Source organism: Escherichia sp. WS1118 (assembly GCF_046487695.1).
Taxonomy (GTDB): domain Bacteria; phylum Pseudomonadota; class Gammaproteobacteria; order Enterobacterales; family Enterobacteriaceae; genus Escherichia; species Escherichia coli.
The window spans coordinates 170,567-194,145 of sequence record NZ_JBJQIZ010000008.1 but is presented as its reverse complement, the minus strand read 5'-3'; the positions used below and the strand labels follow the sequence as shown (position 1 = coordinate 194,145).

Here is a 23,579-nt window from a genome sequence, read left to right as displayed (position 1 = left end):
ATTACAAAATTGTAATGCTGCTGTAAGGTTACCCTGGACGTTTTTTCGCTATCCTCAAAACTCATTCACATGACAAGGATATAAACATGTTAAAGCGTTATTTAGTACTCTCGGTAGCAACGGCAGCATTTTCATTACCTTCTTTGGTTTATGCCGCACAACAAAACATTCTTAGCGTGCACATTTTGAACCAGCAAACAGGAAAACCCGCTGCCGACGTGACAGTCACTCTTGAAAAGAAAGCGGATAACGGCTGGTTACAACTTAATACCGCCAAAACAGATAAGGATGGACGAATTAAGGCACTGTGGCCCGAGCAAACTGCGACTACTGGCGATTACCGTGTCGTATTTAAAACCGGGGACTATTTCAAGAAACAAAATCTTGAAAGTTTCTTCCCTGAGATTCCCGTTGAATTTCATATTAATAAAGTGAACGAGCATTATCATGTGCCTTTGTTACTCAGCCAATATGGGTATTCAACCTATCGTGGCAGTTAATGCGTAAATATGTAAAAGCTGATCTCTGCTACTGTTAGGGAGGTGACTCCCTGACAGATTAACAGTAAACGGCTCTTGTTGGCTAACGACAAAAAAGTGTGATGGCTTATGAAAAAGAATCAATTTTTAAAAGAATCAGATGTTACGGCCGAGTCGGTATTCTTTATGAAGCGTCGGCAGGTGTTAAAAGCACTGGGCATCAGCGCAGCTGCATTTTCTTTGCCTCACGCTGCGCATGCCGATCTGCTTAGCTGGTTTAAAGGGAACGATCGTCCGCCCGCCCCCGCCGGAAAACCGCTGGAGTTCAGCAAGCCTGCCGCCTGGCAAAATAACCTGCCACTGACGCCAGCAGATAAAGTCTCTGGTTATAACAACTTCTATGAATTCGGGCTGGATAAAGCCGATCCCGCGGCTAATGCTGGTAGCCTGAAAACCGATCCATGGACACTGAAAATCAGCGGCGAAGTGGCAAAACCATTGACCCTCGATCATGATGATTTAACCCGTCGCTTCCCGCTGGAAGAGCGTATTTATCGTATGCGCTGCGTGGAAGCGTGGTCGATGGTGGTGCCGTGGATTGGTTTTCCGCTACACAAATTGCTGGCGCTTGCCGAACCCACCAGCAATGCGAAATATGTCGCTTTCGAAACGATTTATGCGCCGGAACAGATGCCAGGCCAGCAGGACCGCTTTATCGGCGGCGGGCTGAAATATCCTTATGTCGAAGGATTGCGTCTCGACGAAGCAATGCATCCGCTCACACTGATGACCGTAGGTGTTTATGGCAAGGCGTTACCACCGCAAAATGGCGCGCCGGTGCGACTGATTGTGCCGTGGAAATATGGCTTTAAAGGGATTAAATCGATCGTCAGTATTAAGCTGACCCGCGAGCGTCCGCCAACCACCTGGAATCTGGCAGCGCCTGACGAATACGGTTTTTACGCCAACGTTAATCCGCATGTTGATCACCCGCGCTGGTCACAGGCTACCGAACGATTTATTGGTTCAGGCGGCATTCTCGATGTTCAGCGCCAGCCAACACTACTGTTTAATGGTTACGCCGACCAGGTGGCATCGCTGTATCGTGGCCTGGATTTGCGGGAGAATTTCTAAATGCGCCTGACAGCAAAACAGGTGATATGGCTGAAAGTTTGCCTGCATCTTGCCGGATTGTTGCCGTTTCTCTGGCTGGTCTGGGCGATCAATCACGGTGGACTAGGTGCCGATCCGGTGAAAGATATTCAGCATTTTACCGGTCGCACTGCACTGAAATTTTTGCTTGCGGCCTTGTTAATCACACCTCTGGCACGCTACGCAAAACAGCCGTTATTGATACGCACTCGCCGCCTGTTAGGCTTATGGTGCTTTGCCTGGGCGACACTGCATTTAACCAGTTACGCATTGCTGGAGTTGGGCGTGAATAATCTGGCGTTATTAGGTAAGGAGTTAATTACCCGGCCTTATTTAACGTTAGGAATTATCAGCTGGGTTATTTTGCTTGCTTTAGCGTTCACTTCAACCCAGTCGATGCAGCGAAAACTCGGCAAACACTGGCAACAGTTGCATAACTTCGTCTATCTTGTCGCGATCCTGACCCCAATACATTATCTGTGGTCAGTGAAGATTATTTCACCGCAGCCACTCATCTACGCTGGGCTGGCTGTACTGCTTTTAGCCTTACGGTATAAGAAGTTGCTTTCCCTTTTCAACCGGTTACGCAAGCAGGCCCACAACAAATTATCTCTATAACTTCATATTGCCGACAAACTTCGCGTTATCCCGGCCGGATGCGGCGCGAGCGCCCTATCCGGCCCACACAGATCGCATCAAGTTATGTTTCGTTTGTCATCAACCTTTCATCACCAGAATAATTTATTTTATTTCAATAAGATAGTTCAATACACCTGAGAATACCATGCTCTCATTTCCTAATGAGTTGTTGCATTTTTTCATATGTTACAATATAACATTACACATCATGTACATTAACTCTGGAGGAAATTGTTTTGGCGATTCGTCTTCATAAACTGGCTGTTGCTTTAGGTGTCTTTATTGTTAGCGCTCCTGCCTTTTCGCATGGTCATCATTCTCATGGCAAACCCTTAACAGAGGTCGAACAAAAAGCTGCTAATGGTGTTTTTGATGATACCAATGTACAAAACCGAACGCTCAGTGACTGGGATGGAGTCTGGCAATCCGTTTACCCTTTACTGCAAAGTGGCAAACTTGACCCCGTCTTTCAGAAGAAAGCGGATGCAGATAAAACCAAAACATTTGCTGAAATTAAAGATTATTATCGCAAAGGTTATGCGACAGATATCGAAATGATTGGCATTGAGGACGGCATTGTCGAATTCCATAGAAATAATGAAACAACATCCTGTAAATATGATTACGATGGATACAAAATACTCACCTATAAATCAGGCAAGAAAGGCGTTCGTTACTTATTCGAATGTAAAGATCCTGAAAGCAAAGCCCCTAAATATATACAATTTAGCGATCATATAATTGCACCACGAAAATCATCTCATTTTCACATTTTTATGGGTAATGATTCCCAGCAATCTTTATTGAATGAAATGGAAAACTGGCCAACGTATTATCCCTATCAGTTGAGTAGCGAAGAAGTGGTCGAGGAGATGATGTCTCATTGATTTTTTTGCGCTGACTTCAGTTATTTAACAGAACAGTGCCTGGTAGTAACAACAATAATTTGCCAAGACAAATAAGTAAGACAAACTCAGACACGCTCATACTTGAGTCGTGTCTTTTTTATTATGTCTGTAGAAAAAAACTGCGAAAAAGGCGAACAATAAATACACAACTCAGCCATACAGACTGGCAGCGCAAATGTTTCCAGGAGCAAGTCATCTGTCATGGTAAAGCTAACCAGAAATATAGGTTAATTTTGGTGTTTAAACCTTTTTTATTTGTTAGTATGATACAAAGGCTTTCAAAAAAGCTGGGAAATTCAACAACTCTTGGAAATTATGGACTTTGTCCCGCGGCTTTAATCTGACGGCCGCGTTCCTTTTTTGGCTCAATTATTGACCCCTTCTCTACGCAACTTCAGTTCCCGCCAGCAACTTTGCGGCAGTTTCATAGGATCAATGTCTAAAAGAATAATGGTGATCGATAAGAAAACGACTGAATAACTGTAGATTTTCGCTCGAAACCTTCCTGTCAGCTCCATAGCGAATCAAGTGCTGAATGTCACAGTATCGAACAGAAAACAGTGACGATCTAACCCTTCAAGAATATTCTACGATTGTTCTGTTTAGGAAAAGCAAGGCGGGAAGTCGGGAGATAAGTCATTGATAAAGTGGCGGAGAGAGGGTCTAAATTTTTAGTGTCCGATAATGCCCACCTAAGTGCTATTTTTCCTTTAAAAACAAAATGTTGTCATTATTTTTTTGTTCGGTGGCGTATTGCTACTGTGCAAACAATCAGCTATTTTATGCAGTACCGTATGTATGGCGGGTTGTATGACAGGATTTTGCTATGCCAAAGAAGGCCAAGGAACTCTCAGGACTCGTCGTTTCACGATTAAAATCCGAAGGCATGTATGCCGTTGGTGGTGTGGATGGTTTATACCTTCGCATCAGAAATCAGTCTCGCGCATGGGTTCTTTGCGTGGCTATGGGAACCCGAATCAACAATCTCGGTAGAACAGTTCCAAGACGTTTGAATATGGGGCTTGGCCCTTACCCGGAAGTCTCCTTAGCCGAAGCGCGTGACAAAGCGCGTGAGCTACGTAAACAAATCCGTAATGGTATTAATCCCCTTCAAGAAAAACACGAACAAAAAGCCCGGCAGGAAATACTGGCCCGGAAGAAAAAGACCTTTGCTGAATGTTGTGAAGAAGTTCTGGAAGTCAAAAACAGTGAGATGAAGAACAAAAAACATCTCGCGCAATGGCGTTCCACACTGGAAACCTATGCCTACCCTTTCATTGGCAAAAAGGCCGTTAGTGAAATCACCAAAGTGGATCTTCTGGCAATTCTGGAACCTATCTGGTTAACCAAGAATGAAACCGCCAGTCGTCTACGTGGACGCATTGAAACAGTGATTGATTACGCTAAGGCTAAAGAATACTTTGAAGGTGATAATCCTGCCGCATGGAAAGGTATGTTGAAACCTCTCCTGCCTCAGCCAAGTAAAGTTCAGGTCACCAAACACCATGCCGCCCTTCCCTATAACCAGATCGGCACCTTTATGAAAGAGTTGCGTGAACGAAGCGGCGTTTCTCCTCGTGCGCTTGAGTTTGCCATACTGACCGCAGCACGCTCAGGTGAAATTCGTGGTGCCGAGTGGTCAGAGATCGATCTTGAAGGTAAAACATGGACTATACCCGCCAGTCGAATGAAAGCAGCGAAGGAACATCGAGTTCCTCTGTCTAACGCTGCTGTTGCCTTGTTAAAAGCTTTACCACGCTTTAAGGGTATAAATTTTGTATTCCCTGCCACTCGGAAGGGACAACTCTCGGATACTGCTTTACTGGCAGTCCTAAAGCGAATGGGACATACCGACTTAACGCAGCATGGGTTTAGATCGACATTCCGTGATTGGGCTGGTGAAACGACCAACTATCCGCGTGAGGTAATTGAACATGCGTTAGCTCATCAGTTGGCAGATAAGGCTGAGGCAGCGTATCAACGTGGGACCTTATGGCCTAAGCGGATGGCGTTGATGGATGAGTGGTCGGGGTATTGTGTTTCTTAGAAGTTCTAATTAGCTACAAATAGTCCCCGCCCTTTATGAACTGACACCATAAATTCTTAATGATTGTATAAGATTTATCAATTTAGAGTAATATACGACAGAAACGTTTCACATGAATATGCTGTTTTTAAGGAGAAAAATGAAATGAGTAAACTGGACTGGTTCAATAACGTAGAAAATCGCCCACATCCTTGGGAAGGTATGGGGCTGACATGGTTGACAACAGCACTAAATGTCCCTGATGTAAAAGCAGCTATTAATTTTTACACTGAAGTAATGAAGATGGTGGTAATTTCTGAACTTGAGGGTGATGGTGGTGATGTATTATTTGCTCGTATCCGTTACCGTGGCACAAACTTCACCATAAATAAGGAAGGATGGGATTCCGACCTGAAAAGCCCAAATACTTCGGGAGCTATGCCTCCCTTTATTTTTTATATGTATGTAGATGATATGATCACTCTGGTAAATGAAATGGTTGAAGCTGGCTCGACTGTTCTAAATGAACCTGCTGAAATGTTCTGGGGTGATTTAAAAGCCCGTGTGAAAGACCCATTTGGTTTTATCTGGGATATAGCACAGAAACTGTAAAGAAATCGTCAGATCATCGTTCAACTCCTCTTTTCGGTTAAAGTAGGCTGTTGAAATCAAAATGCACAACACATTTAATTCTTACTATGTCGTGCATTTTTGATTCAAATAATTAATACAAAATCAATTCTGTATACTACTTTTATTTACATGCATATAACCTTCTGAAATTACTATAACAGTGCTCGTTCTTACTACCACTACAACGACGTTCATCATATTCCGCAATAAGTGTTCCAGATATATAACCAAACTGAGGACTATACGTTGATCCCGGGCAGGCACATGCACCTGTATCACTATTTGGTATTACACATTTATATCCAGATGTTTGATCGGTTATTGTTATAAAAATACCTTTCAGGCCATCACCGCTTGCTGTCTGCCATTTACCGTTAACACACGATAAGACTCTACCTGTACTGTCTCGCCCCACCAGACCATTAGGCGTACATTTCGCATTTAACGTTGCCTGACCATTCAAATGAAGATATTCACCAACCTTGATTCTGCCAGTTGATTCCATTGTGCCATTAGATTTTATCGTTCCGGCAGTTAGATTACCTGACGCGTAAATATTACCCGCATTGTTCATGTAAGCTTTAACTGTTTTCCCTGTTCCAGCACCAACAGTCCCTGACGCATATAAATCATAGGTGCGAACACCGCCAGCCCACCCAGCAGGCAAATCGTTTGGATTAAGTCCGTTGGTTGCTATACGTCCTCCGAACTTAGCCAGTCCGGTTGTAGATAGCGTGTTCAGATAGGTATCGGATTTTACCTTCAGGTTGTTGTTGATATTTACAGGACCATTAAGGGTAGAGGTTCCACCGACTGTCAGATCTGATGCAACAGACGCATTACCCGTTGTCTTTAGTTCTCCCGTTGTTGTTGTCCCTGATGCCGTAATGTCTTTGATGTTTTTGATGCTCTTCCCACCAAGATTTAGATCACCCGTCATAGGCAACGTTCCATCACGACGCAGATAAACAGAATACATTGAAGAGTTATACCCTACGCGGTAAGCCAGTAATCCACCACCCGTAATGTTATTGTAGCTGTTAGAGTTCTCACTCCACTGACCACCATAGCCGGAAGCTATCTTGGTGTTTCTGCTCATCCCACCATCAACACCTGCCGCCTGAACCGCTTTTCCTAACAGGTCATAGCGAATGTTCTTTCCTTCTGTCCACGGACTGGTTGTTGTTATAAGGCCATTAATGACGTAATCAGGCGCTGCTCCTGAACGCTTTAACACAATCTTGTAGGATGCTTTTTGCGCGTTAGTTCCTGTATAGCCTACAGGCAACAGACCTTCATTAATTAACGTCTGGTAAGTGATTTCACAACCAGCAGCCGAACAGGTTCTTGGCCCCGGATCGCTGCTTTGATTATTGGATGATGACAGTGTGGATATCTTGTCATAGCGAATACTGATATAGCGGTTAACCGCTTCACCAAGCTGTTTAATCTGTGTTCCGACATTATCAGCCAATACCGCTTCCTGATCGTTTCTCATATCCTGAAACTTCATAAAAGCGATAAGCGTTCCAATACCTAACACAATAGTCACTTCCAGTAAGGTAAATCCTTTTTTCTTTATCATAATTATCTCCCTGTTTTAGCAATAAGAATGAAAAGGGCCTGCGCCCTCTTCATTAAATAGACGTGAAAACTAATGTATTACTTGTGGCATTCGTACATGCTGCTGCCGTAGCTGCCACATCGAGTGTTCCTCCAGCAGCTTTAACAACCTTGGTTCCAACCGTAGTAATGTAAAAATTACCTGCTGCCGCTGTCGCAATTTTCACACATTCCGCTGCTGGCACATTATCGTATGTGATAGTGAAAGAAGAGCCCGCTGCTGATGACGGACCTGTAGCTGTAGCCACCAGCGTCACATTACCTTTAAAGGCATTGATGGGTTTAGCTGCCGTTCCTGACCCACTTAACATATTGTCAGGGAAGATTTTTGCCTGAACAGCCACAGTATTTGTCAGGCCAGTAAAGCTTGATGCCGACGTGTATAACGCTTTAACACCTGCCTGTATGGTGGCAATGTTATTGGATTCTGCCTGCGCTCTTTGTGAAGCCTGAACCTTGGGATAAACGATAAAAGCCGCTACCACTAATGCAGCAATGATGCCTAAAACAAGTAATAGTTCGAGTAGTGAGAAACCTTTCTTGCTTTTTCTTTTGTTATTTAATAAAACCATTATTATCTCCTTTTTTGTTTTAATGATAACTCCTGTTATAACGCTTCTCTCCTATCTGGCAATAGAAAGAGCAAGATATATTTAACTCTATCTGATAGACGGATGAATTAAAAAAGGCAAAGATTTCTCTTTGCCTCCCGGGAGATTTAAAAACAACATTTGTTATCACTACTACTGTCATTACTACTTCCTCATGGGATATTTATCATATCTGATAAAAAAGTAATAATGACGTTCACTACATAAAGATAAAAATTAACAGATTACTGGTCAAACAGAACGCATGATTAAAAAGGAAAAAATATTAATAAAGGATGATCCTGTGTTCTGTTCTTTTATATAGATAACAGATAATAATTAGATATCAATACCTGAAGCAAAATAAATTTAGTTTTTTTATTTTTGTCTTCCATCCATTTGAGCAAGAAACCATCTCCCTGCTTTTATATACTTTATTCTTTCAATATCATTCAGGTCAGAAACTGAAAGCAAAATCCCCATGACAAGTTCCTTATCCACCTGTTCGATATCGCAATGCATAGCTTTAGCTACTTCCGCACCAAGTATAATCTTTAGCCGGGTTTCAACTTTCTTTCGTTCTGATTTTTCTAGAGACTTAAGTCGGTTAAGTTCAAGCTGAGCAAAAGCCACCTTTTGTTTTAATGTTTTTTCTGTTCTTGTTTTTTTAATTTCATTATCCATAGTTATCACCTCTTGTTGTTTACACGTATTTAATTATCACAAAGATGAATAACGTCAAATTTACACGATTTTGTCAGATAAAATAGATTTGGAGCATCCATAAACAAAATAATGCAACACATACGATAGTAATTACTAACTAAAAATATCTGGCACTCTCCGCGTTACTTATTTTTACGCATTCGTGATTTTATTTTCACCTATCAATTTTTAACTCTATATTTTCACCTCAACCTGTGAATTGTGCAACACATAACACTCTCTGTTTTATTGGTTTTTTCCATCAAATTTAGCTATCCCGCCTTACGGCGGGAATAATTAATACCTCTTTTGCCCTTACGGGCCTTTTCTTTACTCTTTTTGTTCTGTGGACGTGAAACCTACACCTTTAATCCAGTTTGCGCCGCTTATTCCGGCGTATTATTTTACAACCATACATATATTTCGTATTAATTAATAAGAGGGGCATTTTACATTGCCTTATTTTCTTAAAGACAATGCCCACCTATACACTGCTACGCAGTGTGTGGGGTCTACCGACGGTTGCCTGCCGCAGGCTAAAAGCAAAACCAAGGTCAACGTCAACCCCGAAGTTTTTCTTACGAAAAACTAACAGCAGCTTATATATTTGAGGTTATATTTTTAATGGCGATTTTTCATCTGGATTTTAAAATTGTGAAACGAAGCGAGGGCATGACTTCCGTTGCAAAAGCGGCCTACCATGCCCGTACACGTATTACAGATGATCGCATTGGCGAAACATTTGATTTCAGCCACAGAACAGATCTTCATGGTCATATTATATTAGCCCCTGTTTCCACACCTGCTCATATTATTGAAAGCTCCTCAGCACTCTGGAATGAAGTTGAAAGAGTGGAACGCCAGAACAATGGTCAAACAGCCCGTTATTTTGATGTCGCTATTCCCGTAGAACTCAACAACGATGACAAGAAAAAATTAGTTGCCGAATACTGCCAGAAGAACTTTGTTGATAAAGGAATGATTGCTGATATCGCATTCCACGATTTGAATGGTAAGAATCCCCATGCTCATGTCATGTTAACCCTGAAAACTATCACCGCTGCTGGCTTCGGTAAAAAAGACAGAAGCTGGAATGATAAGAAGATAATGATCCAATGGCGTGAGTCATGGGCCACGATGTCAAACAGCTACCTTGAAGCCGCAGGCTGTGAAGAACGTATCGATCACCGTTCTCTCAGAACTCAATGTGCTGATGCCCTTGCTCAGGCAGAAGAAGCATTCAGCGCTGAAGAGAAAGCATTCTGGCTTGCCAAAGCAACGGAAACAAACCGTCCGGCAATGCAACGTGTTCATCGTGCTAAATGGAATGACGCCGAGTCACAGGAACAGCGCTCTGCTGAACAAGCTCAACGCGATCATCAAATTGAGGAAGCAAAGAAGATCTACACCACATTCAGTGAGCTACCACTGGAGATCGTGGTTGATGTCAGAAGCTTTACGATTACACATCTTGCTGAACCCGAAGAGATTGTTCTTCCAGACTCCCCTGCAACAGTAGAACAGCAACCTGCTATGGAGACACCTACCACAAGCAGAAGACCAGCAGCAAAATCTTACCGTGATCCCAGTAAGGTCAGTAAAGTAAATGTTTCAGGGAAGAAATCCCCTGTTCTGGTTGTTCCTGAACCAACTGCATCCACTAAATTGAAAACACCATCTCTTCAAAACACCAGAGCGATGAACCGTGCTCCTATACATATCAGAAAGCAGACTAAGCCTCGCCAGAACGGTTTGTTTAAACGTTTTACACTGCTCATCGTGGACTTCTTCAAAGAGAGATTTGTATGGGCGAGAAGGAAACCCGATACCATTGATGCTGATCATGACAAGCGTATTGCTGAAAACTATGTCTTTGACGAAGTATTAGGTCACCCTGTTCCACGTGCTGAATATGAGAAACGAGCTAAGTTTAACCAAGATGATTGCAAGCCAACACCGGATGAGATAAGGCGTTTCCCAAGTCGTATTAATAGCGTTAAATCCGTTAGTGATTACGATAATGGGGCATCACCTTCATTACCTCCCGAACTAATGAAGGGGGTAAAATTTCTAAAACTCAAACCATCAGGCTCTAATATCACTAAGAGCAAATGACAACCAAATACTTTTGATATAGAATGTAAAACCACTCTACATCGAATGGTTTGTTAAAAATGGATCTTAATAATCATATAATTGATAATTTAAATTATTATTTAAATACAAACACTCCAGAATATGCTTTCATGATTACTGGTGGGTGGGGAGCGGGAAAAACCCATTTTATAGAAAGTTTCATAAAGGAATATAATAAAAACGCCATTGATAATCAGTCTGGAAATAAAATAATAAAAATAAGTTTGTTCGGTTTTAAAACCACATCCAGCATTGATGAAATGATTTTCCAATCATTACATCCACTATTAGGCCACCGATATACCAAGTTAGCAGGTAATATTCTAAAGGGAGCATTAAAGCTCGGTTGTAAGATAGATATAAACGGTGATAGCAAATCAGATGTAGATATTAATGCAAGTTTAGATAAAATAAAATTCAGCGAAATATTCTCCACTAATACGGATACCGGACAAATAATTATCGCGTTAGATGATCTTGAGCGCACTGATATCCCGTTAAAAGAAATTCTTGGGTATGTTAATTATCTTGTAGAAATTTCAAAGGTTAAAGTCATTCTCATAGCTAATGAAAAAATCCTACATGAAAAGGATAAATCATCCGAGGATAAAACTAAGGATGTTTATTCAAAATTTAAAGAAAAAGTTATAGGTAAAACATTCCAAATAAAACATAATATTGATAATGTTTTGGATAGTTTCCTCAATGAATCAGAATGTGAGCCATTAAAGAGACATAGGGATGTCATTAAAAATATCTATATACGCTCAGATGATACAAATCTCAGAAAAATTAAGCAAAGTATTTTAGATTTTGGATACATTGCAAATTATATCGATGAAGAACAACTTAAAAATGACGAGTATTCATCGCTTTTAATACGCGTTTTCTTTGCCTTATCATTAGAAATTAAAAGTGGTGAGTTAAGCGAGAGTGAATTAAGAAAAAATGAACCATTCAAAAATGGAAAAACCAATAGCGATGGTTCTAATAATGTATTTTATAAATATGACATTAGCTACAGAAATTTGTATGCAGGTGATCTATGGGCTGATATTTTGTTCAAGGGTGATGCAAGTAATTTAAAGTCAGCAACTGATGAGCTTGTTTATTTTAAACGACAAAAAAACAATGAACATCCCCTCTGGTTCAAATTATGGAATTTTAGCACACTGAATGAAGAACAGTTTATTTCTCTTACCAATCAGCTAGTTTTGGAGTTCGACTCTCTTCAGGAGGAAGAGCATCAGGTTTACTTACATAAATTAGCCTTAATCATTTACTTCTCAAAAAATGCTCTAATTAGCAAGGGAATCGATGAAATAAACAATACAGTTTATGAATACATTAAAACCTATAAAGACGGCTGGGCTATTTTGGACAATCGCTCTAATGAAGATATAGTATTTGGAAACAATACTGGCTATAGCTACTACAATGATTCAGATGAAGACTTTAGAAAACTATTTAATTTACTCAGGTCTGAACGCAAATCTATCTCTGACAAATTAAAGCACCAAGCAGAAATCATCAGAGCAAATGAAATATTTACATATCTTTCGCAAGGAAACAAGGATGAGCTGATCAATATTTTATATACTGAAAATCAATTTGAGCCATTTTTCAATAAATTAAATGCTGAAGACTTAATGAAGGTCTTATTGCAATCAAGTAATCACATAACATCTTACTTTAATCACATTATAGAGGAACGTTATACTTCAAGAGATACTCTCAATGGTCTGAGAGCATATAATTACTTGAAAGTTGAAGAGGCGTTTTGGATTGAGTTACAAAATATAATCTCGCAAGAAATACCCCATCTGACTATGCTAAAAAGGCATTTCATAGAACAACTTGATACTACCATTAAGGAAATAATAGCACTCCTATCTTCAGTGCCTGATGTTTAAAATTCTGGGGCTGGTCAATAAAATGTCCAGCCCCTTAAAAATTACATCCTTCTCCTGAACACAACATTATCAGAGAAAATTGCTTTACCTGCGACAAACCCAACAGCAGCGATTACTGGCAAACTGATAGTAGCTCCAGCCATACCTGTAGAGATGCCAATGAGAAAAGACATGCCAAAAGACAACAGGATGATCACGAAAGCATACCAGCCGGGATAAGTGCCATATAACACCGTTGCTAAACAGCCTGTGCAGACGTGAACCCCACGCTGGCTCTCTTTGAAACAGAACGGGCATTTGATGGTATTGTTTTCCATATTGGTTTCCTTAATTGGCTTTCCAGCCATTACTTGTTTTAACAAGATTCATTGCAGCATCAGCAGGTTCATTCATCCCTTTAACGCTGGCGAAGGCTTTTTTGTCAATCCAGCCCGGAACGTCAACCAGCTTCCACGTATAAGTCACGCGAACTACTTTCTGATTACCGTTTCCCGGCTCAGTCCATTCCTTAATCTCGTCAACAGCACGACGACCAACACAGGCACCGTCTGCTGTGCTCCAGACTTTGGCTTTTTTGCCTTCCTCTGTTATCCCTAATACGTTCGAGTCATAGCCCTGTTCAAAAACCATCAGGCCCTGCTCAATAAAACCGTCGAGGATCAATGAATTGGTCCCTGTGCCAGTCGAATCAAGTAGTGGCTTGGCAAGACGGATGGGGAAACTGGTGTTATTGTTATCCAGCGAGAAGCAGTATTTATCCTGCCCAATCTTGGCATTGATCGCTTTCTCAAAATCACCTTTCTCACCACATCCCGCCAGTGCCAGAGCTGCGCCTACAACAAGTAAAATCTTCTTCATCTGCTTATCCATCCTGATAATCAAAGTGCCTAAATTTTTGACCTAATTCGGTCAGGGCTAGAGTTGTTGCGGGATCCGGCTGATATCACATGGCAAAACCACCGCTTAACCAATTGATAGGATTCAATTCTTTTAGCGTCTCGTCATATCGTTTAAAACGATCAAAAACGACCACGTGATAGTTATTAACTATCATAAATAGATATTCGATCGATTATAACAATTAATCACCGCTCGAAAACGCACAATCAATCGTCAAAACCTATCAATAATCAATTATCGATCTTTTATATCGATCATTTTATTGAGATCTGTTCACAAAATGATATGCTTCGCGTAGGTCGTTCAGTAGGATCTGGTGAGGTGGATATGGAAGTCATCGACAAGGAAACCGGCAGCATTCAAACAATGTCTGACAGTGCTGTTTTATCATATGTCTATGAACAGTCAGGATTCTCCATTGATCTGAATAAATGTTTTGTGCGGCTATTCAATAATGTATCTTGCATGAATGCCGCATATGACTATGACCAAATCCGGGAAATTAATTACACATTACAAAACACTGATTTCGGTGAGGCAGAGATCTGTATTCTCACATCTGGAAGCAACAATGCTTTATGGAAGTTTACTGTTAGGTCGGAAGACAATGAAAGAGTTTGTGAGAGATGGATTAACATATTTGATGAGCAGATATTTAACAGTATATAAAATAAAACATAAAATGTTAATTCTTTTATAAAGGAAACCGCAAATATATTTGCTTTTTTAGAAATTAATATTTAATTATATACACATGTAATATTTAATAATGAGGTTTATTTATGTCTGGAAAAAATCCATTCTGGAATTATGATTATAATGCAGCACAACGCAACAGAGAGATAGTAGATTCATATCAACAGGCTAATGAGGCCAGACTGAACTCTCAGCAAGCTCAGTTTGAAGCATCTATGGCTAATGACAGGGTTAGTAGAATACAGGTGCAGTTGAATAATACAATCAACAGTCATAAAAAGGCTATTGCTGATTATGAGCAGCGTTTGGAAGAACAAAAAGCAATTTCTTTTAAATTGATCATGAAGGTAAATATATTTGAGAGAACGTTAAATCGCCTTCAAGAGCAATGGCCTGAAAAAAAAGAAAGCATCTTAGACGAAATTCAACACCAGAAAGATTACTGTTCGGTTGAAGAATACAAAGAGAAATGGTGGAAATGGGTCAATGATGGTGGCCTTACACCAGAAGCTAATTGCTTAAAATTCCCTTACCCAGAGCGCGAGATAAAGAACAAGACATAAGAAGAAACTAAGTATTTTTTCATAACATTCAATTAAATTTCAATAAGACACTTCTCTACTGTGTCTCCTACAAATACGTCTAAAATTCACTCACCTTATGGAACGTTCAATATGACCATCGTTTCTAATCCTCGGTATGTTGTACAGCTAATCGTCCTTCCAAAATATCTTATGAGCAATATTGCTCCCAGTGAAGTTATTAAAGGAAAAATAGATAAATCAGAAATGAGCTATATGTATATTATTTACGACACTGTAGGTTTAACATACAAGAACAGCTTTCCTGATGATGAAAAAGCCGCTATTCTGGAATGCTATAAGTTGAACTACAGTAGTATTCCCATTTACAAGGCAGAAGTAGCCAAATTCAAAGACGGCTCACCCGATAAACTCAAGGACATATCCCCATACCAAAAAATTGAAGATTCTAATGAGGAATACGACAACCTTCACGACGAGGAAAAAGTGAAATTATTCGAATATTTAGAGAAAGAGCATGGTGTAGAAAATATCTCTCCAGTTAAGCTAAGAAGACCGAGACCTTAAAAATAAGCCTCAGCATAATGGACTGCGCCCCAAAAGTTGGACACCCAACTGATTAAGGTGCAGTTTTTTGTGGCAAAGCCAAAATATTCTCTCGAAACCAGATTAGCTGCCGTTAATCATTATCTTGCCGGACACGATGGCGCACGTCGTATCGCTGAACGTTTTGGTGTTGAAGAAACATCATTGCGCAAAAGAGATAAGTTTAGCCCACGACCATGCCATATATACGCTCCATCAATAGGTGGCAACTTTCCTGTAATCATTTGATGTATTTCTTTCGAAGTGCCTTTTTTAAATATATCTTTAGAACAAAAATAACTCATTATTTACGCTCTTTACAAAATAACTTTAAAATCTTTTCTGGATCTATAAGCCCTATAATCCTCTAGTGCTCGAATAAAATTAAGATCACTTTTTGATATTAATGAATGAATAAAAGCATCTAATCTGTTGCATTCACTATAAGAAAAGGAAATATATTTATACAACATAAAATAGTCACTATCGTCATCATAAGATGATACATTATCTTCAAGTAAAAAATAAAAATATCTTGAAATTACAGCTTCTTTAGCATTACCACTAACATAAAAAATATTTTCGCTTGTTATTTTCATACAAACATCTCTGACTTAACATTACTTTTTTTACGATATTTATCCAAAAAACACCCAATAGAAATAACACAGTTTTCCACTGATGATGGTTATCATCACGCAGATAACAGGTAGAAAAACAAGGTAAAAACGGAAATTTCATCCATAGTTTTTTCTTCATGAGTATCGTTTTTATTGAGATCATCTTTTTACATTTTTTATTTTCCATATTAACCTTATAAATTATTATTTCGTTGCTGCCTGTGTTGATTTTGTCGCATTGATTTTCAGGTTATTCAACATCACCTTATCAACAGGTTGTAGTTGCTGCCCTAATAGAGCTGCTAATAAAATATTTGTGTCTTCTGTTCTTTCTATTAGAAGCATCTGTAATCTTAAATCAATGGCCTGCATTCTTGCCTGCTCATGTGCGGTTTCTTTTTCATCTGTACTGCTGATCTTGACCTGCCATGCATCAGCACCAGTAGTATCCGCATAGCGAGAATAGATCTCATATCTCAACATTTCCCATTCCGAAGGTTTAGACGGGAACTCTGCTCCGGGGAATAATGTCGCATACTTGGTTTTCACAGACGCATCAGTCCACGCCTGACTTGCTCCTGCTGTAGCACCCAGTCCTGAGCCGATATTTACCCCTCTTGAGTTTACTGATACATCACCAGATTTCTTTATTGCCAGAATAGAATCAACAGCATTAGTTCCCGCTGTGCTTCTGGCAACAAAACTCGAGAATGCTGACAGGTATTCGCGTCCTTCTTTCGTATCTTCAAGACTCCTGTCGTTTAGCTGCTGTAGCGGTAAATTACCAATCAGATTTCGCTTAGCAGCATCAGCCACTTTCATCTGTTTAACATCATAAGATTGGTTTGAAACTTTATTCCCCTGAGCATCAGATATGGATAACGGTGGTGTGGTGAGTGAGGTAGCAGATTTATCTTTATCAGCATATGCACCAATAGAACTACATCCACCTCTGTTGTATTTCACATCCTCGTCAGAACAGACTTCAATTGAGACTCGGCCCATCACGTTATTTTTAGCCTCATTTATACCGGTGCTTGCTCCCGTAAACATTTTCACACTATTTTCAGCTAAAGCAGCTTTAGCTGAGCTTGTGTTTGATCCTGCCGACCCTCTACCTCCTGCTGCTGTAGCTTCCTCACAAGCATTAGCATCTGGAATTCGCTTAAGGATATTTTGCATTCTTTGCTCCTGAATAGCTTGGTTTGCATTGCTTATAACAGAGTTCTTTTGATTCTCATTAGCAGTAATATTAGCCTGTGCAAGTTTGTCATTCATTGAGACTAATGTCTCAATCATTCCATTTCCCATAGATTGAGGGGATGCCCCCATTACGTAAGGTGTCAATACTTCTTCCGTGACGGGCCAGACAGCAAAAGCTGTATTTGAATACAGAACAGAAAAACACAAAATCGAAGTCGCTGCTATTCTTTTTATTTTGAAATTACCATGACTCATCACACACTCCCTTTAATTCATTACATTCTTTATTAATTAATAAATTAAAAATGAATTGTCAATTGTTCTGACTATGCTTAATGATCCCTTATCGTTTTTAAAAAGCATAGATTTTAAAACCAACTCAGATTAATATATTCACTCCTGAATCATCATTAAGAGAATTGCCATGTCGATTTATAATATTTAAACAAATTCGGATGGAGTTTTTTAGCGACGAAAAGAATCAGGGCGTTTCCATTCAAACACTACAGCATGTCTTGCTTTAGTTTTTTCACTTTTAATCTGATTAGCTTTACGCTGAGAACAAATTTGTTCACGAGCAACACACAATACCTTTCTTCGTTCTTCTTTGGTAAGATTTTTACCTTTCACTTTCGTTGCCTCACACACTGCATCATCAAGAAATTTCTTTTCCGATACTGTCACGCTTCTTAAACGACCATGCTTATTCATATTTTTATCCATTTGTTTTTTCTCTTTTTTAATCCCGAGATCTGTTTTTTTGTTTCCATCTTCAATATTGGTTCCATTAAAACTTCCCTCGTTATTATTTGTTACAGAACCTTCTTCAGTTTCGTTTTTCATTTTTCTGACTCTTTATTATGTAAGTTATCTATTTAATACAATTAAAATTTTTTTTTTCAAATTAACTCGTTTTTTTAAAACCATTTAAAATGCATATTTTCACAAATCACTTTAGATTTATATTTTTCTGTACTAGTTTTACTATTTAATTTATTTTAAAAGATTTAGGGTTTTAGAGGGAACTCCGTCAGGAGTAGTATGGTTTTTCTAGAGCTTCGCCTCTCCTAATCCGCATATTAAAGTTTCAAAACAATCTCAAGATTTTCAAATTTTATACACGTAATAGGACAAGACGCTTCTCATGCTATGACTTAGAATTGCAATACGTTTCCATATTGCGACACCCTTCTGCACTCCCATAGACAACATCATAGCTATAAAAACATTTTCTCGTTTTGCTAAAGAAAATTACACTGCTGTTTTTATAAGCCTTAGATGTGCGCTTCGAGTTGATGTTACGCAGACTCCCCGCTTTGGCATCGACAATAACCTTGAGAATGAATCAAACACTTTCGCTCCTACCTTCTCAGACCCGTACAATCAGGTTTAACGTTATTGCTTTTGAGAACTAGATTCGTTTTTGGAAATGGTATTTGACAGACTTGTAAAAAGTTGAGATTTAGATTTGACAAATATAAAAAGATTATTTAATACTTTATTATATTTGTAGTCATGTTATCTGGTTAACTGATTACGAGGCTTCAAAAGTCGGCAAAACTTTTTTAGTCCTTAAAAAGTCAACTTTGATAAGTTGGCTTTTTTTGTATCTTCATTCTATTTACATCTTAATATTTCATTTGTCAAATATAATATTATAACATACGCAATTAAGCCATGATTTCTACATGGCTCATGTTTGATATTTATGTATGACACTAACCTTATTCCGATATTTCTCCTTTGTTTTCGACATCTTTCTTGATTCTTATTGCCAACTCAACAATTTCTTTCAGATATAACTGGTGGCTGGCAACTTTTTTCAACATTAATGCCCCCAATGACATACCCAGCAAAAGTGCTAATCCAAACATGATAATAGTATTAGTAGAATCCGCATTAGAAAGGTCTCCAATAAATGTTTGACTTAATTTATCAAAGCCAATTGATGCCTGTACTGCCGAATAGCAGAGACCCAATACCGAGAGTACTGCTGTTTTTTCGCCAAAAAAGCTACTAACTCTCATCGTTATTCTATTAATCTTAAGTTGTATCCAGTGAATCGCATACAATAATTCTTTTTCTGAATAATCTAAAAGACGCTTTGCGTTATCTTCATCATGTGATATTTCGCAAATAAAGTCATTAAAAGCTTCTTTCTTCCAATCAATCAAATGTTTTATTCCTAAGATAGGTGGCAATGCCATTATTACTAATCCTATTAGCACCCCTGTAAAATACAACCCAAAAATAACATCTACAACTGTCTCGGTTCTAAAACAACTATTGAATTTATACAAAGCAATGCATAAAGCAAGTAAAGCGATGATAAAAACCCCGAGCCTGACTAATCTACCATGTATTTTATCAACCACTTTATCTGTTTTACTTTTGTATGTATAAGGGGCATATGCCTTCATTTCACCAAGGATCTTTACTATTTGATTGATTCTTAACATGTCATCTCCCGAGTTATAAATCGTATGTATATGAGATATTCCTTTTCTAACATTCAGTTTGACATTCATGAAATGTAGAAACTCTCACTTCGCTAAAGATACCTTGAATACAATCTGCGTTCCAGAAATATGAAGAAAGAACTAATGACAATTAAGAAATGTTGCCCCTCTCAGGTTTAACAACACTCCCGGTAGGGTCTGTTAAAGAACAGCAACACATTCATATTAAACCTACTGAGACTAAGTTAGTTAGTTAGTTAGTTAGTTAGTTTATTACTTAGATATATAGATTTTGTTCTTAAATAGATAGGAAAACTATATTTTGTGTAGCAACTCTAAGAGATTGCCCCTGTTGATGATGTATTTATCCTAAAAACACGTCAAAGGCGAAAATACAATAAGGATGAAGGATACAATCCATTAAAAAGAGGACCGAAGCCCTCTAATACCTTTATTCATCATTGACTCGGTTCTTCACTTCCACCAGAAGATCCGCCACCATCACCTTTACCCGGAGTCTTAAAACTCTCTATAGGAGACGCTTTACTTTGAAGATTTAGTGGCAACAATGGCCTGTTATGCTCGCCAAAAGATACCGCTCTGTTAGCAGCTTTTTGAGCGACATCCATATAACCAGCAGCTCCCGCTGTATCACCAACAGCATCTGCAGCCTCAGCCGCACTGTAAGCAGAGTTGGCACTTTCAAGAGATTGATATTCATCCTGCTGATCAAGCGGTCCTGCATTACTCATATGGGTGCGGAATGCAGATCCAGTATCACTGGATCTACTGGAAGCCTGAGCTTTCCCTTGTTGAACTTGTTGCTGCTGTTGAAGCTCACGTTGTTGTTCACGGTCTTTATTCATTTGCCCGTTTCTGATCTGGTTACCTAACGCGTTCGAAGAATGTGATAACTGATCTAATACTGTTTTTGCCAATACTGCCGATTCCACACCTTTCGATGCCGACTGAGCATAACCCGACATGCTCTGACCACTATGAACGCCAAGCCACTTCATAATTTCATCTGGAATAACATGGATCAGCGAAAGCGATTTCTTCACAACCGTAAACATCAGCGCAATGTAAACAGCAATCAGGGCCAGTGATTCTATGATGCTAATCCCGGCGTTGGCTGACATCATACCGAACGCGCCGGAGAACGTTTCATTAATCACCCCACCAAGTATCGGAAGCATCGTATAAGCGGCTATTAGTCCCGTTACCATCAGTGCCGGGCGCATAGTTAACGACAGCACCAGACCATAGCCAGCACCGCCTCGTCCTACCACACCATCACCATCTGGATGTAAATGTGTAATTACCCATAATGGTGCTGCCACCATTGCTTCAAGGCACAGAATCATCCAGCCCACACAGACGCCAAACCACATGACGTATGGCAGCATTGGAATAACAACAGCTAATGTAGCACCAGCAACCCATAGCGGGATCACCAGTGGCATAACCACGCCAATTGCACCAAAGGCTCCAGACAACCAGTTTGCAGTAAACGACGTCCATATCCCAAGACCTGCACCAACAACAGCAGAGCCACCTAATAAACTCCACCCGGCGGTACTGAGTGTATCGCCAAGGCCTTTAACGGCTAACAGGGGGTTGATAGCCTGTAAATTTGCTGCCGTTGTATCTGTTGAAAATGCGACGAGTTTTCCTTGTTTTCTGCCATTGATTACGCTTGAACTCAGGAAACCAGCCATTGCGCCAGAAATACTCTTATCTGCTTCACTCTTGAGTGAAGTGATTATTTTACTGGCATCATCTGTTTTAGACCCCTGACCCCCCTTACCAGCGGTATTGGCTTCTGTTCGGTTTTGCGCATCAATACCATTCGCGTATCTAGAGGCCGTCGTCGATCTCGCCATGTCGTGAGACACCTTTGCCATTACAGCATTCAGGCTATTAAAAATATCGCCATATTCCATACTCTGTTGTCCCGCGACAGGAAGATTGTGAGCAGCACCATTAATCGCATCCTGAATGCGGATCAACTTCATACTCCATGCCCCTGCCATGAACCATCCGTCTTTCTGGACGTTATCCTTGAAGTCATCCCACTGGTTGCCTGTAGAAAATGCAGTTCTGACCGCCGTATCGATAACAGAAACGTAGGTAGCAGTTGCACTGTTTATATCAGACTGAATATCGATGTTATTATCAGCGACATATTTTTCTGCCAGTGTCATCATATTGTTATTCAGGGCAATAAAAGCTGTATTATGAGCTTCAACAACGGCTGATATATTGGTTTTGATTTCCTGCGGCATGTAGCTCATATACATTCCACCTGATGCGATAGTCGCCTGAGCGTGAGCTTGAACCTGTTCATCGTAAGACGCTTTAGCCTCTGGGTCTGTCAATGTGATGCTTCCACACGCTGATTTGGATACCAGTAAGTTTTTATTCATTTCATTACCAACATTATTAGCACCGTAATTGTATCGGTATAAATATTTTCCTTTTTCCGATGTCATTTCAAACACAGGCATAACACCGGGAAACAACGCACTCTCATGCGATTTTTTCCATAGCTGGCCTGCCTTCAACATACAAACATTATTTATGAATGCCGTCTTTGCTATGCGGTCAAGTTCCTGATAGGACGCTGACGTGGTGATAACAGCACCATCTGATGGATTTGCGGCATACGTATTCCAGACCGTATCGGCAAGACCTACACCCTGATTTATCAGCCATAACACCATAACCTGAGCTGCACAGAACCCACCGGCTGCGGGAAGTATCATTGCGGTTCCTAACGCTGTCCTGACAGGAAGCCACATAGAGGACCATTTCTTACCCAGCATTTCGCCATCATGCGCCGTTGACATCGTTCCGGCTATTAGCGTGTATGCTGCCAAAATCCCTCCAACCAATAAAACGGCACTGTTGAGGATTGTCATTGTGCTGGCTAACGGGCTTTGGGCTAAATTCTCAGGAAATAAAACATCCAAGAACCATAGCTTTGATTTATCCGTATCAGGAACCGTAAATAAATCTGCTGCGTATGCATTTTGCGTAATCAGCAAACACATAAAAAGAATAGCTACCGCGATGTATCCTGTCCTCATGATATTCAAAGAGCATTGCTCCATTTTTATTTTCATTTTTTCTCCCTTTTTTATGCAACGCACCAAGTGAGTTACATTTTTTATATTTTACTTCATCACATCACTGATACTGTTCCATACATCAGAACCTGTTGTGGGGTTTCCATTAACATTAATGCTTCCTCCCGCAGTTGATCCTGTTCCTGTTGAAATGCTACCCCCTGCAATATTCCCCATACCCGGAACATCAAAAGAAACACTTTCCGATATATTCCCCATTACAGAATTCATTTTTTCTCTGGCAATCGAACAGGCTTTACTTATTGCTGCTTCTTTTGCTTTTCTGATTATAGTATCGAAACTTGGCAGGTTTATGCCGATACTTCCAGTAGGCCATACATCGGTGCAACCAATAGTATCTAAGGAACTATTTATGTTTGCCATAAACCCTTCGGCTATGGGTTCCAGTTGAGCTGCATCGATTTTCATCGCGTTATATTGAGCTTGTTTTACTGCGGTTTCCATAGCGGGTGAGCAAACAGCAGCGTTGGCTGTTGTCGCCATAAATACGATGGAACACAGTGAAAATAAAACATATTTTCTTCTATTCATTTTTACTCCTTTATTGATTTTATTTCTCGCCACCTCATATATTTAATTGGTTGTAAATAAAAGGGCTTATTCAATATATATTAAATA

23 protein-coding genes are annotated in these 23,579 nt (G+C 39.8%); 12 read left to right on the top strand and 11 right to left on the bottom strand.

Features of this window, described 5'->3' with window-relative positions; all coding sequences use genetic code 11:
• Positions 1 to 86 precede the first annotated feature (86 nt).
• The 6 genes from hiuH (at position 87) to ACJHYO_RS15330 (ending at position 5,816) form a co-directional block, all read left to right on the top strand.
• Positions 87 to 500: a hydroxyisourate hydrolase gene (gene hiuH / locus ACJHYO_RS15355; protein WP_000920127.1), complete on the top strand. Its 414-nt coding sequence runs from the start codon at positions 87 to 89 to the stop codon at positions 498 to 500.
• A gap of 108 nt (positions 501 to 608) precedes the next feature.
• Complete coding sequence (gene msrP / locus ACJHYO_RS15350; RefSeq protein WP_000740067.1) at positions 609 to 1,613, top strand: protein-methionine-sulfoxide reductase catalytic subunit MsrP; 1,005 nt, start codon at positions 609 to 611, stop codon at positions 1,611 to 1,613.
• On the top strand, positions 1,614 to 2,249 hold the full coding sequence (gene msrQ, locus ACJHYO_RS15345) for a protein-methionine-sulfoxide reductase heme-binding subunit MsrQ (RefSeq protein ID WP_001240063.1): 636 nt from the start codon (positions 1,614 to 1,616) through the stop codon (positions 2,247 to 2,249). It begins immediately after the preceding gene.
• Between the two features lie 257 nt (positions 2,250 to 2,506).
• Positions 2,507 to 3,157: a metal-binding protein ZinT gene (gene zinT / locus ACJHYO_RS15340; RefSeq protein WP_001007778.1), complete on the top strand. Its 651-nt coding sequence runs from the start codon at positions 2,507 to 2,509 to the stop codon at positions 3,155 to 3,157.
• Between the two features lie 847 nt (positions 3,158 to 4,004).
• Positions 4,005 to 5,225, top strand: coding sequence for a tyrosine-type recombinase/integrase (locus ACJHYO_RS15335; RefSeq protein WP_085455386.1), 1,221 nt, complete (start codon positions 4,005 to 4,007; stop codon positions 5,223 to 5,225).
• A 144-nt stretch (positions 5,226 to 5,369) separates the two neighbouring features.
• Positions 5,370 to 5,816: a VOC family protein gene (locus ACJHYO_RS15330; RefSeq protein WP_001773947.1), complete on the top strand. Its 447-nt coding sequence runs from the start codon at positions 5,370 to 5,372 to the stop codon at positions 5,814 to 5,816.
• 142 nt (positions 5,817 to 5,958) lie between these two features.
• Here the strand turns inward: ACJHYO_RS15330 and pilV are convergent, their stop codons facing one another.
• From pilV to ACJHYO_RS15315, 3 genes are all read right to left on the bottom strand, one after another.
• On the bottom strand, positions 5,959 to 7,422 hold the full coding sequence (gene pilV / locus ACJHYO_RS15325; RefSeq protein WP_085455387.1) for a shufflon system plasmid conjugative transfer pilus tip adhesin PilV: 1,464 nt from the start codon (positions 7,420 to 7,422) through the stop codon (positions 5,959 to 5,961).
• A 52-nt stretch (positions 7,423 to 7,474) separates the two neighbouring features.
• Complete coding sequence (locus ACJHYO_RS15320) at positions 7,475 to 8,032, bottom strand: type 4 pilus major pilin (protein ID WP_059227193.1); 558 nt, start codon at positions 8,030 to 8,032, stop codon at positions 7,475 to 7,477.
• 396 nt (positions 8,033 to 8,428) lie between these two features.
• Complete coding sequence (locus ACJHYO_RS15315; protein WP_085455388.1) at positions 8,429 to 8,734, bottom strand: conjugal transfer protein TraD; 306 nt, start codon at positions 8,732 to 8,734, stop codon at positions 8,429 to 8,431.
• A gap of 645 nt (positions 8,735 to 9,379) precedes the next feature.
• Here ACJHYO_RS15315 and mobQ point away from each other — a divergent pair.
• Both mobQ and ACJHYO_RS15305 read left to right on the top strand, forming a co-directional pair.
• On the top strand, positions 9,380 to 10,870 hold the full coding sequence (mobQ, locus tag ACJHYO_RS15310; RefSeq protein WP_085455389.1) for a MobQ family relaxase: 1,491 nt from the start codon (positions 9,380 to 9,382) through the stop codon (positions 10,868 to 10,870).
• 59 nt (positions 10,871 to 10,929) lie between these two features.
• Positions 10,930 to 12,804: a P-loop NTPase fold protein gene (locus ACJHYO_RS15305; RefSeq protein ID WP_085455390.1), complete on the top strand. Its 1,875-nt coding sequence runs from the start codon at positions 10,930 to 10,932 to the stop codon at positions 12,802 to 12,804.
• Positions 12,805 to 12,845: 41 nt separating this feature from the next.
• On the opposite strand, the gene ACJHYO_RS15300 is transcribed toward ACJHYO_RS15305, so the two are convergent.
• Complete coding sequence (locus tag ACJHYO_RS15300) at positions 12,846 to 13,121, bottom strand: hypothetical protein (RefSeq protein ID WP_085455391.1); 276 nt, start codon at positions 13,119 to 13,121, stop codon at positions 12,846 to 12,848.
• 10 nt (positions 13,122 to 13,131) lie between these two features.
• A complete protein-coding gene (locus ACJHYO_RS15295; protein ID WP_085455392.1) occupies positions 13,132 to 13,662 on the bottom strand; it encodes a lipoprotein in 531 nt (176 codons plus the stop codon).
• A 369-nt stretch (positions 13,663 to 14,031) separates the two neighbouring features.
• Here ACJHYO_RS15295 and ACJHYO_RS15290 point away from each other — a divergent pair, with 369 nt between their 5' ends.
• From ACJHYO_RS15290 to ACJHYO_RS15275, 4 genes are all read left to right on the top strand, one after another.
• The gene (locus ACJHYO_RS15290) at positions 14,032 to 14,373 is read left to right on the top strand and encodes a hypothetical protein (RefSeq protein WP_410232502.1); all 342 of its coding nucleotides are present in this window, start codon (positions 14,032 to 14,034) and stop codon (positions 14,371 to 14,373) included.
• A gap of 113 nt (positions 14,374 to 14,486) precedes the next feature.
• Complete coding sequence (locus tag ACJHYO_RS15285) at positions 14,487 to 14,963, top strand: hypothetical protein (RefSeq protein ID WP_001773957.1); 477 nt, start codon at positions 14,487 to 14,489, stop codon at positions 14,961 to 14,963.
• Positions 14,964 to 15,074: 111 nt separating this feature from the next.
• A complete protein-coding gene (locus ACJHYO_RS15280) occupies positions 15,075 to 15,509 on the top strand; it encodes a hypothetical protein (RefSeq protein ID WP_085455394.1) in 435 nt (144 codons plus the stop codon).
• A 69-nt stretch (positions 15,510 to 15,578) separates the two neighbouring features.
• Positions 15,579 to 15,776: a transposase gene (locus ACJHYO_RS15275; protein WP_077572384.1), complete on the top strand. Its 198-nt coding sequence runs from the start codon at positions 15,579 to 15,581 to the stop codon at positions 15,774 to 15,776.
• 68 nt (positions 15,777 to 15,844) lie between these two features.
• Here the strand turns inward: ACJHYO_RS15275 and ACJHYO_RS15270 are convergent, their stop codons facing one another.
• From ACJHYO_RS15270 to ACJHYO_RS15245, 6 genes are all read right to left on the bottom strand, one after another.
• Positions 15,845 to 16,126 carry a hypothetical protein gene (locus tag ACJHYO_RS15270; protein ID WP_072018577.1) on the bottom strand — a complete coding sequence of 94 codons (282 nt, stop codon included), beginning with the start codon at positions 16,124 to 16,126 and terminating at the stop codon, positions 15,845 to 15,847.
• A gap of 225 nt (positions 16,127 to 16,351) precedes the next feature.
• The gene (locus tag ACJHYO_RS15265) at positions 16,352 to 17,605 is read right to left on the bottom strand and encodes a hypothetical protein (protein ID WP_064238354.1); all 1,254 of its coding nucleotides are present in this window, start codon (positions 17,603 to 17,605) and stop codon (positions 16,352 to 16,354) included.
• 210 nt (positions 17,606 to 17,815) lie between these two features.
• A complete protein-coding gene (locus ACJHYO_RS15260; protein ID WP_077776442.1) occupies positions 17,816 to 18,193 on the bottom strand; it encodes a hypothetical protein in 378 nt (125 codons plus the stop codon).
• A gap of 881 nt (positions 18,194 to 19,074) precedes the next feature.
• Positions 19,075 to 19,809, bottom strand: a complete 735-nt coding sequence (locus ACJHYO_RS15255; RefSeq protein WP_001607561.1) for a hypothetical protein — start codon at positions 19,807 to 19,809, stop codon at positions 19,075 to 19,077.
• A gap of 458 nt (positions 19,810 to 20,267) precedes the next feature.
• Complete coding sequence (locus ACJHYO_RS15250) at positions 20,268 to 22,901, bottom strand: DotA/TraY family protein (protein ID WP_170988207.1); 2,634 nt, start codon at positions 22,899 to 22,901, stop codon at positions 20,268 to 20,270.
• 87 nt (positions 22,902 to 22,988) lie between these two features.
• A complete protein-coding gene (locus tag ACJHYO_RS15245) occupies positions 22,989 to 23,492 on the bottom strand; it encodes a hypothetical protein (protein ID WP_085455396.1) in 504 nt (167 codons plus the stop codon).
• Positions 23,493 to 23,579: the final 87 nt, after the last annotated feature.